General features: G+C 43.0%; 11 protein-coding genes and 1 other RNA gene. 2 read left to right on the forward strand and 10 right to left on the reverse strand.

Annotated features, from left to right (window positions below; all coding sequences use genetic code 11):
* Window positions 1-52: 52 nt before the first annotated feature.
* From BM398_RS12565 to kduI, 6 genes are all read right to left on the reverse strand, one after another.
* On the reverse strand, window positions 53-1,102 hold the full coding sequence (locus tag BM398_RS12565; RefSeq protein ID WP_175531936.1) for an acyltransferase: 1,050 nt from the start codon (window positions 1,100-1,102) through the stop codon (window positions 53-55).
* A 26-nt stretch (window positions 1,103-1,128) separates the two neighbouring features.
* A complete protein-coding gene (locus tag BM398_RS12570; protein WP_051198918.1) occupies window positions 1,129-2,388 on the reverse strand; it encodes an HD domain-containing phosphohydrolase in 1,260 nt (419 codons plus the stop codon).
* A 118-nt stretch (window positions 2,389-2,506) separates the two neighbouring features.
* Window positions 2,507-3,532, reverse strand: coding sequence for a sugar kinase (locus BM398_RS12575; protein ID WP_026655307.1), 1,026 nt, complete (start codon window positions 3,530-3,532; stop codon window positions 2,507-2,509).
* A 107-nt stretch (window positions 3,533-3,639) separates the two neighbouring features.
* Window positions 3,640-4,602, reverse strand: coding sequence for a bifunctional 4-hydroxy-2-oxoglutarate aldolase/2-dehydro-3-deoxy-phosphogluconate aldolase (locus BM398_RS12580; RefSeq protein ID WP_092337972.1), 963 nt, complete (start codon window positions 4,600-4,602; stop codon window positions 3,640-3,642).
* A 50-nt stretch (window positions 4,603-4,652) separates the two neighbouring features.
* The gene (locus BM398_RS12585; RefSeq protein WP_175531937.1) at window positions 4,653-5,492 is read right to left on the reverse strand and encodes a gluconate 5-dehydrogenase; all 840 of its coding nucleotides are present in this window, start codon (window positions 5,490-5,492) and stop codon (window positions 4,653-4,655) included.
* Window positions 5,493-5,506: 14 nt separating this feature from the next.
* Window positions 5,507-6,370 carry a 5-dehydro-4-deoxy-D-glucuronate isomerase gene (kduI, locus tag BM398_RS12590; RefSeq protein ID WP_092337973.1) on the reverse strand — a complete coding sequence of 288 codons (864 nt, stop codon included), beginning with the start codon at window positions 6,368-6,370 and terminating at the stop codon, window positions 5,507-5,509.
* A gap of 219 nt (window positions 6,371-6,589) precedes the next feature.
* Here kduI and rnpB point away from each other — a divergent pair.
* Window positions 6,590-6,961, forward strand: an RNA gene (gene rnpB / locus BM398_RS12595) — RNase P RNA component class A.
* Window positions 6,962-7,010: 49 nt separating this feature from the next.
* Here the strand turns inward: rnpB and BM398_RS12600 are convergent.
* From BM398_RS12600 to BM398_RS12610, 3 genes are read right to left on the reverse strand one after another with little or no spacing between them, the layout of a single operon-like run.
* Complete coding sequence (locus BM398_RS12600) at window positions 7,011-7,952, reverse strand: hypothetical protein (protein WP_139233820.1); 942 nt, start codon at window positions 7,950-7,952, stop codon at window positions 7,011-7,013.
* A complete protein-coding gene (locus BM398_RS12605) occupies window positions 7,945-8,427 on the reverse strand; it encodes an RNA polymerase sigma factor (RefSeq protein ID WP_026667503.1) in 483 nt (160 codons plus the stop codon). Before BM398_RS12605 ends, BM398_RS12600 begins: the two co-directional genes overlap by 8 nt.
* A 60-nt stretch (window positions 8,428-8,487) precedes the next feature.
* Complete coding sequence (locus BM398_RS12610) at window positions 8,488-10,101, reverse strand: vWA domain-containing protein (RefSeq protein ID WP_092337975.1); 1,614 nt, start codon at window positions 10,099-10,101, stop codon at window positions 8,488-8,490.
* A 200-nt stretch (window positions 10,102-10,301) separates the two neighbouring features.
* Here BM398_RS12610 and BM398_RS12615 point away from each other — a divergent pair, with 200 nt between their 5' ends.
* On the forward strand, window positions 10,302-10,886 hold the full coding sequence (locus BM398_RS12615; protein WP_175531938.1) for a S1 family peptidase: 585 nt from the start codon (window positions 10,302-10,304) through the stop codon (window positions 10,884-10,886).
* Window positions 10,887-10,925: 39 nt separating this feature from the next.
* On the opposite strand, the gene BM398_RS12620 is transcribed toward BM398_RS12615, so the two are convergent.
* Complete coding sequence (locus BM398_RS12620; RefSeq protein ID WP_092337977.1) at window positions 10,926-11,975, reverse strand: NAD-dependent epimerase/dehydratase family protein; 1,050 nt, start codon at window positions 11,973-11,975, stop codon at window positions 10,926-10,928.
* Window positions 11,976-11,979: the final 4 nt, after the last annotated feature.

Genomic DNA, 11,979 nt, shown 5'->3' on the forward strand with positions numbered 1-11,979 from the left:
AAGTATGTCAAGGAAAAAAACGAACTTTTCAGTCCGCATTTTTTCCAAGCGTTTATTTTGAATAAATTCTTTTCTTTAAAACCTTAAAAATGAACGTCAACAGTCCTCCAAAAGTCATTGAAAAAATGCAATACACAATTGAAGACCAAAACATCTTGTAATCACCTTTAAAATCAAAAAACTTCTTAAAAAACGGACCGATAACCGGATCCAAAAGATATATTCCAAACGTCAGCGCACCCAAAGCCGAAATCACTCCATCTGCGCGGTGACCGCTTTTTAAAACCGATTTTTTTACAAACACAAACACCGATATTACCATTATGAAAACAAATCCGTCAAACGACTCTCCGCTCCCTGATATAAGCAGTGCAACGACTCCGAGAATACCCGCTGCCACAAACAAAGCTGCAAGAAGTATCCTGTTGGAATAAAATGTTTCTTTTTCATCAAAACATCTGTCGAGCCCATAGCCAATAAGCGGATAAAAGACGCAATCCACTATGATTATCGCAGGCTGAAATTCGTGTGCAATATGCATATTACTGCCCGTTATACTGTTCGCGATCAAAAACAGCATAGGAATAACAGCGCCGATAATAAATCTGACGCCTATCAGATAAAAAACATCTCTCGTGTTCATTCTTACTGCTATGGATCTTAGAAACGGAAGAATCAAAAGAATCCCCAGATATGCGTACAGATACCAATAAGGCCCTGCACCGTCAACCGTCGCCGACGCAAAATTCCTGATAAATCCGGGAATGTAGAATTCTCCTTTATAACAAAAATGCGAAACGATACTAAATCCCAACAGTATCGCAAACATCTTAGAAATCCTGCCAAATATATCTTTGTAGTCCCTGTCTCTGCTAAGAAGCAGACTTCCCGTTATCATGTAAAAGACAGGAACATTTATCTTTACCGTCATCGCAATAAACAGGCGCACAAACGAAAGAACCGTCAATGCACCCGTATCATATTCATATAGCTTTATACACCCTTGCGTGTGATTAAAAACAACCAAAAAACATGCAATCAGTCTAAGCAGATCCAGATGTGCGAATCTGCCGCTCCCCAATGCCTTCTCCTTATGAAGCAAGCACAGTTCCCCCTTCGATTTTCATATTATAATCCCATGTAAAGTCCGGGAATATCCTCTTCACTGATATGGAGCTTGTCGTCGCCACCTTCGTCTTCGGCAGTCTCCATCTTAACAACGTTAACGTAACCATCGTTGATCATATCAACCATGTACGGAACAATCTCGGGATCGAACTGACTTCCGGATCCCTTCTGCATCTCTTCTATGATCTCATCCTTACTAAGATGTCTTCTGTACACACGGTTACTGGACATGGCATCGTAAGAATCCGCAACTCCTACTATTCTGGCATAAAGAGGAATCTCACTGCCCTTAAGTCCCTCGGGATATCCCTTTCCGTCAAATCTCTCATGGTGATAAAGAGCTGTCTCTCTGACGCCCTTAAGTGACGAAAGCTGCTTAAGCATGTTACCGCCGGCAACCGTATGATTCTGGACAAGCTGTCTCTCCTCATTTGTAAGTTTACCGGGCTTGTTGAGAATTGCATCCGGAACGCTTATCTTACCTGCGTCGTGCAAAAGACCTGCATAGTAGACATTCTGTATCTCAGATTCCGTAAGGTGCATTCTCTTTGAAATCTCGGCGGCGTACATCGCCACTCTTCTGGAATGGCCCCTTGTATACGGATCCTTGGCATCGATAAAGCTGATGAACGTATTCATAGACTGAAGAATAATCCTGATATCATTCTTCTGTTTCTTCAAGAAGCTGATTGAATTGTACTTTACAACCATGTAACTTGCGCAGAAAACTATCCACAAAACAAATAGTGCGGAAATGAGCTTATTACCTAACGTACTTCCTGTAGGATCAAGTTTAAATCCTGTGATAACCATACTTGTAGGTGCGTAATCAACAGACGCATCTATAGACATTCCAAACTCACAGCTCTCACCTGCCTTGATAGTCATATTGTTATAAAGAGGTGAAAAAATATAACTATCTCCCTCAGGTGCACCTTCAACATTATGTACATCTATAACTTTTACAGTCGGAAAATATGCCATCTTGAGATTCCAGTTCGTTATATCGGTATCTCCCGAATTAACAATCTCAATCTCATATTGGGTTAATGAACCGTTTTCAGTTTTCTGAACCAACGTCTTGGAAACCTTGGCATAAAGATCATCAGAAAGCTTTGCACCGGTAAGACTAAGTTTACTCGTATACACAGATGAAACGTTATTATGTGTAATAAGTCTTTCTACATAAAAAGCTGTTATCAATATCATTAATACTGATAATAGAGTCAAGAATGTATTGACCGTCTTATCAAATTTCATTATTTGATTCCTCACATCTACTTTGTTTCAAACTTTCGCAAATATATTATACAAAAAACACCGTACATTTAACAATGCACGGTGCTAATGTTATTAAAAAATTTTTATAAAAAATAAATTATCTCTGGATACGTCCCGATCCGTCTCCGCCTGCAAGCTTGTTAACTTCATCAACTGTAACAAGGTTGAAGTCACCTTCGATTGAGTGCTTAAGAGCAGATGCAGCAACTGCGAACTCGATTGTAGCCTGAGGATCAAATCCGTTTACGCAGCTGTAAATAAGTCCGCCGCCGAATGAATCTCCGCCACCTACACGGTCAACGATACGAAGTGCATACTTCTTTGAGAAGTAAGCCTGACCGTCTGTGTAAAGCATTGCGCTCCAGTTGTTATCATTTGCAGAAATTGACTCACGAAGTGTGATGGCAACTTTCTTAAATCCAAATCTCTCTGTAAGCTTCTGAGCAACTTCGATGTAGCCCTCTCTGTTAAGCTTACCTGTAGTAACGTCTGTTGAAGAAGCCTTGATTCCGAATACATCATCGGCATCCTCTTCGTTAGCGATACATACATCAACATACTGGCAAAGCTCAGCCATAACCTTGCCTGCCTTCTCCTTGCTCCAGAGCTTTCCTCTGTAGTTAAGGTCGCAAGAAACTGTAAGTCCATGCTCCTTAGCCTTCTTAGCAGCCTCAAGTGTGATTTCTGCCAGAGAATCACTTACAGCGGGAGTAATTCCTGTGAAGTGGAACCACTCAGCGCCCTCGAAGATCTCATCCCAGTTGAAGTCAGCAGGAACTGCCTCAGCGATTGCAGAATGTGCACGGTCATAAATGCACTTTGAACCTCTCTGTGAAGCACCCTTCTCGTTGTAGTAGATACCTACTCTGTCGCCGCCTCTAGCGATCTTTGTTGTGTCAACGCCATACTTTCTGAGTGAATTAACGGCAGCCTGACCGATCTCGTGCTTAGGAAGCTTTGTAACATATACAGAATCAAGTCCGTAGTTTGCAAGAGAAACAGATACGTTAGCTTCTCCGCCACCAAATGTAGCTTCAAGGTGATCAACCTGAACAAATCTTAAATAATTATCGGGCTGCAGACGCAGCATGATCTCACCAAATGTAACAACTTTCTTTGACATAGTATTTTCCTCTCTATCTAAATATTAACATGGAACTTCCGCTCTCGCTTCGCTCGCCGGAAGACGTTCGAACCAGCTTTGATAAAACCTCAGCAAGTTCTCTCAGCTTAGTTTCTTACTAAATGTACAGCGAATCCGCCGAACTCATCAGCAAGATATGCAACCTTAAGGTGGTTGTCAGCATCATAGCTAAATGATGACTCATCGAACTTAACGCCCTGCTTACCAAGGTGGTAAACAGCTCTGTCCACATTGTTTGTTCCGATTGCAATGTGTCCGTTTGCTCCGCGTCCCTTTGCCTTCATAACTTCAATCACGCTGCCGGCAAATACTGAAGAATTGCCAACCTTCTTTGTAAATCCAAAGAGTGAATCGAACTTATCTGCTACAGACTCAGCAGCTGCTGCATCTGACTCGTTGATTCCGATATGCTTCATAGTGAATCCGAGCATTGCGTTAACTGCATCTCTTGTCATAGCTTCTATCTCATCGAACTTTCCTGCTGAGATAAGATCCTTCTTAACCATCCAGCTTCCGCCACAGCAGAATACCTTATTGAATCCAAGGTAATCATTGAGGTTGTTCTTGTTTACACCACCTGTGGGCATGAAGTGCATCTTTGTATAAGGAGCTGCCATAGCCTTAATCTTGGCAATACCACCATTCTGCTCGGCAGGGAAGAATTTTACGCAATCGAGACCAAGCTCTATAGCCTGCTCTACCTCACCGGGTGTTGCTGTTCCGGGAACTACCGGTACACCGATGCTCTGAATATATTCAACATTTGATCTGTTGAATCCGGGGCTAACGATGAACTTAGCTCCTGCTGCCTTTGCGCGATCAGCCTGCTCTGCATTGAGGACTGTTCCTGCACCAACGATCATCTCGGGATATTTCTCTGAAATAATCTTAATAGCATCCTCTGCTGCAGCTGTACGGAATGTAACCTCTGCTGCGGGAAGTCCACCCTTAATGAGTGCCTCTGCAAGAGGAGCTGCATCCTTAGCATCGTCAATCGCGATTACCGGTACAATACCAATTTTGTAAAGTTCTTCACAAATCTTATCCATTTCTTTCGCCTTTCTCTTTATAAACTAATGGATTCAAACAAAATATGTCATCAATCCACGTCTTGCATCTTAGATGGATCCAGATTACCGGGATCCTGACCGATATAAGCCGTAATTCCTCCGTCGATGTAGATTACCTGGCCGTTAATAAAATCAGATGCAGGCGAAGCAAGGAACACTGCTAGTCCCATAAGATCTTCTGTCTTGCCCCATCTCTGAGCCGGTGTCTTGGAACGAATGAATCTGTCGAAAGGATGCATCGATCCGTCAGGCTGTTTCTCTCTGAGTGGAGCTGTCTGAGGAGTTGCAATATATCCGGGGCCTATGGCATTACACTGGATATTGTACTGACCGTATTCGGAACAGATATTTCTTGTGAGCATCTTAAGTCCGCCCTTTGCTGCCGCATAAGCAGACACAGTCTCACGTCCGAATTCAGACATCATTGAACATGCATTTATGATCTTTCCGCTTCCCTTTTTTATCATAGCAGGAAGAACTGCCTTGGAACAGATAAACGGACCCGTAAGGTCAACATCGATAACCTGATTCCACTGTTCAACTGTCATATCGATCATGGGGATTCTCTTTATAATGCCGGCGTTGTTTACAAGAATGTCGATTGTTCCGACATTTTTTTCCACCTGTGCAACGAAATCCTTTACCTGATCTTCCTTTGTAACATCACAAACCGCACCGAATGCTTCGATGCCGAGTTTTTTATATTCTGCCAATCCCTTGTCAACAAGTTCACGGTTTATATCATTAAATACTACCTTAGCTCCGCTCTGTGCAAAAGCTGCGGCATAAGCAAGGCCAAGTCCGTATGAAGCGCCGGTGACCCATGCCACCTTGCCTTCAAGTGAAAAATTTTTCAAAAAATCCTGCATATCTATACCTCCGATCATTTAAGCTCTGCCATATCACAATCATCCATATCGTCGAAATCCTGATTCTCTCCGACCATACCCCAAATGAATGTGTACGCCTGTGTTCCGCATCCCGAATGAATGGACCAGCTGGGACTTATAACTGCCTGTTCGTTCCTCATTACAATGTGCCTTGTCTCTATAGGCTCTCCCATAAAATGCATAATAAGCGCATCCTCGGGGATGTCAAAGTAAAGATAAACTTCCATTCTCCTGTCATGAGTGTGGCACGGCATCGTGTTCCAGACACTGCCGGGCTTAAGCTCTGTCATACCCATCTCGAGCTGACAAGACTCCACCTGACCGGGGAGAATGTATTTGTTAATGACTCTGTGATTAGACTGTTCAAGGCTTCCAAGTTCCTTCTTATTCTCATCTTTTATAATGACAACATCATCCGAAGGTGTGCCCTCTCTCTTTATGAGGACTGTAGGATAAGTCTTGTGTGCAGGTGCGCTGTTTATATAGAATTTGGCCGGCTTTGAAGCCTCTTTACTTGCAAAAGAAATCTCTTTTGCTCCCATTCCTATATACATGCCCTGTTTGTAATCAACATCGTACTTCTTGCCGTCAATGACGATCAATCCTGCTCCGCCGATATTGATAACGCCCATTTCCCTTCGCTGCAGGAAGTATTCGGCTCTAAGCTCGTCTCCTGCCGTAAGGCGCAATTCCTTATTAACAGGAACGGCCGATCCGGTAATGATCCTATCAATCTGGCTATATACAAGTTTAATCTCATCCGGCTTAAAAAGGTCATCAATAAGAAATTCTTCCCTAAGCCTTGAAGTATCGTAATTCCTCTCATCTCTGGGAGAACATGCAGTTCTAAGTTCCATAGCATCTCCAATCCACTGCGATTGCAGTATCAAATAATCTTCTGGTTATAGCTATGATACTTGAAAATATTTTCCGTGTCTGTCCGTTTTTGTTAAAAAAACTTGCAAATCTTGACCTGATGTAAGCACTTTCATGCTTAACTAATTTTATCATATGGCTTTAAGTTTGGTATTGCAAAAGTTGTTGTAAAAAATTGATTTTATGGTATTATATAGGACTGAGTAGGATAGATGATCGCTGCCATGCAAACGAAAGGGCATGGGAGAGGAAAGTCCGGGCTTCACAGGGCAGGATGCCAGATAACGTCTGGCGGAGGCAACTCCCGAGACAGTGCAACAGAAATATACCGCGTTAGCAATGAGGCGGAGTCTCCGCCTCACTGATCCGTAAGGGTGGAAAGGCAGTGTAAGAGACTACCGTGCCGGTGGTAACACCGGTAGCCATGTAAACCTCATCCGAAGCAAGACCGAAAAGAAAGCCATGAGCCGGCCCGGTTCGCTTTCAGGTGGGTCGCTTGAGGCTGTCGGCGACGACAGTCCTAGATAGATGATCATCCACGACATAACCCGGCTTACAGTCCTACTCTTAAAGAGAAAAGAAATAGCAATCTTCTCAGAAGATTGCTATTTTTATTTATAACTATTTGGTTTTCACACCTTCATCAAACAACTCGTTAAGCTGCTCTTCCCCGATGTAATCCGAAGGCAAAACTGAAGCATTTGCCTTAAGTTCATCCATCGAATAAGTTTTTTCAAAAAGCACTTTCTTGTCGGGACTGTTCCTATCAATCACAACAAAGCTTACATCGTCCGTCTCATTTTTCAAAGCAAATCCTATGATAAAGCCATAAGTCTCTTTTATTCCCATTGTTTTTCCCGTCATATTCTCACCGGAATAAATCTGTTGCAATTTCTCATTCCCCTGATAACACTCGGTATAACATGACAGTTCGGCATCTTTTCCCGATGTGTTCTTTACCTGCGCAAGATGGAATACAGAAAGCTTTCTATCAGCCGAATTTTCCGCAACAAGAGTCATTTTCTCCTCATACTCAAATTTCGCTGCGTTTTCAATCGCAGCTTCATCTTTATATTCCGCTTCTCCTACTGCCTTAACAGCACTGTCAGCGCTTGCATCACCCTCAATCGCTTCAGCTGCATCAACAGGTTCCTCGCTTGCCGCCTCTTCCACTGCTACAGGTGCAGGCTTAGGTTTATAGCTGTCTTCACTCATTACGGCGGTACTGCTGCTGTGACTGGGATCGCCGATAATGCTTTTTACAACAATTCCACTTAGGATAAAAACAAGCGCAGCGGCCACATAAGTCGCCCATCTTCCGCGCAGTGATTCACCAATCCTTTTACTATTTCTTTTATCTCTTTCAGCATCTATATAAGTCACCTTAGCATCGCTATCATTATCACCATGATTGTTTCTATTCCCGCTTTCGCTACTGCTATCTCTTTTTTCTCCGCCAAATACATCCGTTCCTTCAAGCTCGAGCTCGATATTTCGAAGGATTCGGCTTTTCATATCTTCAGTAACGACTATATTCTGCATTAACTCATTATATTTACTCAAAGTCATATCCCTCCTTCAAAATTTCTTTTAACTTCTCTCGCGCCCGTTTCAGGTCCGACCTGACGGTAGATTCTTTTTTGTTCAAGATTCCCGCAATGTCAGCGGTTTGATACCCCTCCTGATAGTACAGATGAATAACTTCAGCATACTTCTCAGGAAGGGTTTTTACAGCTTCCCAGACAAAAGACAATTCCTCTTTTTCCTCGGAAACCAGTTCGTCCATTAGCTCATCGGTCTCCCGGACTTTATTGTATTTCACCTTGTTCTTGCTAAGATTAATGGCAACCCGCAGCAGCCATGCCTTCTCGTGCTCCTCATCATTATATTCGGAGTCGGATTTAAGATACTGTATAAGCGTATCCTGCAAGATATCTTCAGCATCCTCCATATTATGGAGGTATGAATACGCCGTTCGAAGTATGGCATTACCGTATTTTTCCAAAAGAGTTGCCGCTCTCTCCCTGCTTTTTCCCATGCTATCACCCGATATCGAAACCAAGTAAAAGAATTAGCGGTAACATGATAATTATATCATTTACAGCGCTCTCTTAGCTACCATCCTTACGAGCTGAATGAACTCATCCTTGTACTCGTCTTTGTTGTTTATCTCTGCATAAGTATCTATAACGTGGTCATAGCTGGCATCGCCCTTATAATCGCTGTCAGAAAGAATAAGTGAAAACTCCGCAACAATCTGCGCAAACTTCATGTTATCGGTCGCAGCTTTAACGTCCGCATCAGATACGGCGTAGCTTGAAAGCTTTGACTCAGAACCTTCGGGCTCTTTGTATCTTACGTTTACGGTAGCATACTCATTGCCGTAGTCCTTTTTATCGCCTTCCTGATACTTTAAGTTAACCGCTTTATCACTGTCTGCCGTAGTGATCTCATAAAGCGCGATAACACTGTGACCTTCGCCTACTTCTCCACCGTCCTTCTTATCGTCGTTAAAATCAGCTGCATCAAGCTGTCTGTTTTCATAACCGATAAGTCTGTAGCTGTTTACCTTTGTGGGATTAAACTCAACCTGAATCTTTGCATCTTTTGCAACAGTCACCATAGTTGAACTCATCTCTTCAACAAGAACCTTCTTTGCTTCCATCATTGAATCGATATATGAATAGTTTCCGTTTCCGCAATCAGCAAGCCTCTGCATGCTCGCATCCTTAAAGTTGCCTGTACCAAAGCCAAGTACCGATAAAAATACACCTGTATCTTTTTTCTCTTTTATAAAATTCTCAAGTTCATCCGGATCCGATATTCCAACGTTGAGATCACCGTCAGTTGCCATAATGACTCTGTTTACGCCTCCTTCAATGAAGTTATCGGCCGCTATCTGATATGCCCTCTCCATTCCGCTCTGTCCGTTGGTGCATCCGTTTGCGCTGAGACTGTTAATGGCTCTCTTTATCTTATCCTTGTTCTTAAGCTCTTCACCCTCAAGGACTACTTTTTCTTCGCCCGAATATGTAACGACAGATACCGTGCCCTCGCCCGTGTAATTGTCGACAAACTCATTCATGCTCTTTTTAAGAAGCGGAAGCTTGTCATCAGAGCGCATAGATCCCGATACATCGATCAGGAAAACAAGATTACTCTTGGGAAGCTTCTCCGTATTTATATCTCCCGTTTTTAAACCTACGAACATCATCTTGTGGTCCTTGTTCCAAGGGCAATCCGAGATCTCTGTTGTTATACCGAATGCATCGCCGTTCTTCGGTGCATTAAGGTCATATGAAAAATAATTCAAAAACTCCTCAGGTCTTACCGCCTCCGCAGGAATGTTGCCTTTTCCGTATCCATCTTCGATCATCCTTCTTACATTTGCATAAGATGCCGTGTCAACGTCCATCGCAAATGTCGAGAGCGGATTGGTACTTACAAGCGTTGCACCGTTCTCATCCGGCTTTTCGTATGTCTCATTATTTTCGATCGGATACTCCACAAATCCCGTGTCATCACAAGTTTCGCACATTCCCTCGACAGGCTCCGCCGAGTTAAGATTGTATCCGCTTGACTTGTCGGAATACGACGGGCTCTCCGCATCTGCCGCAGGTGCTCTGTTTGCTCCGCCGCATCCTACAAGTAAGCTTGTTGCAAGCGCCATGCTCACAATTCCATTAATACCTCTTTTAAATGTCTTTTTCATAATTTTCCCTCCGTGCAGCTTTTTTGTTATAATAATTTGGCTGCTTTACTTTATACACAACGAAGGAACGGAAAATGTTGCAAGAAAAATTAAAAAATAAAAAAAATTTTTTTATACCGATCGCAGTTCTTATAATTATCGTTGCAATCCCGCTTCTCATCCGGATTTTTCACGATGATAACAAGCCGTTGAAACGTTATATGACAAAAGAGATCCCTGTAAAAAACGCAGACATAAATACCGCATACGACACTGTTCTCCCCTCGTCGGTCCGCATTGAATCGGGCGACTACATGGGAAGCGGTAACATCTGGGAAATTACGGGTAAAAAGATAAAGATACTGACCGCATCACACGTTGCCGACATAGAAAACTGCAACATCACTTTCTTCGACGGCGTAACATGCGAAGGCACAGTAACATTCAGAGATGATGTAAAAGACATCGCTCTCATCGAAGTGGATAACTCACTTGTAAAAAACGCAAAGAAAAAAGACTCACCTTCTTATCAAAGTGTGCGTCCTTCCAAAGAACTTCCCGATTGCGAAGAAAAAATATTCATAATAGATACGCTTACAAATTCGGCATCACAGGGAATCGTCGATACTCCCTCAGTATTTAATCCATTGATCGGTCACGACGTTATCTACTGCATGTGCGAAGTTGAGGAAGGAATGTCCGGAAGCGGATTATTCGACGCCACAGGACATTACCACGGAATTCTTCTTCAGAAATCCGACGGATCATGCATATGCCTTCCTGTCAGCGATATTGATATTCCATAAAATTAAAGCTCCGCATCTGCGCGGAGCTTTTTATAATCATCACAAGAACTTAAGCGTTCTCTCTATTCCCTCTTCAAGTCCGAAATAAGCTTTCCACCCAAGGCTCTCAAGCTTTGTTGCATCAAGAACCGAATTTTTCATCGGATTAAAGCTCTTTTTCTCCTCTTCCGAAGGTATCTCAAACACCACCTTTACGCCGCTCTTCTCGGCAAGGCACTCGGCCACATCCTTAATGGAAACGATTGAGTCTTTGTTTGAGATATTGTATGCTTCGCCGCATTCTCCTTTTACCAAGACACTTAAAAGAGCCGAGGCACAGTCAAGCATATAGCAGTACGACCTCTGCTGCTCGCCCTTGCTCTTCATAACAATATCTCTTCCCGAAGCCGCATCAAGCGTAAATGCCGCAGACGCCCTGCTGTCGGTCTTAGAAATCGTAGGCCCGTAAATGTACCCGGGTCTTACTATAACAGCATCGACATCATACTCGTCTATGTAGCTTGCACACAGACTCTCAGCCGCCCTCTTTCCCGATGGATAACATGATCTGGAACTTAAAATGTCCACATATCCGTACTCATCCTCAGCAATCTCGCCATCCGCTACATAAGAAAAGCGCTCCCTGTTTCCGTATACTTCACTCGATGATACGAACAAAAGCCTGCTGCCTTTATTTTCAGCAGCCAAATCAAGAAGTGCCTTAAGTCCTATGATATTGGACAAAAGAGTCTCGACAGGCTCTTTCAAAAACCTTCTGTTGTCAGCGTTACTTGCACCGTGAATGATATAGTCCGCCTTAACATCAAGCTTAGCTGCGCTGTTTGCATCATATTGAATAAACTTATAATCGCCGTCATCAAGCGCGCCTTTAAATCTGTCGCAGCATCTTTGCTCATTTCTTCCTGCGATTGTAAGCTCTATGCCCGCATTCTTTTCCCTGTTCAAAAGAGAAATAATGTCAACCACGGGTGAACAGAGCATCCCTGTTGCGCCCGTGATAAGTATTTTCTTGTTATACAGTTTGTCTATTTCGGGAATGTTACCGGCTACAAGCCTCACATCATCCCAATATTCCTTACAATATTTCATTATC

It is taken from the genome of Butyrivibrio sp. M55 (genome assembly GCF_900116865.1).
Lineage (GTDB): Bacteria > Bacillota > Clostridia > Lachnospirales > Lachnospiraceae > Butyrivibrio.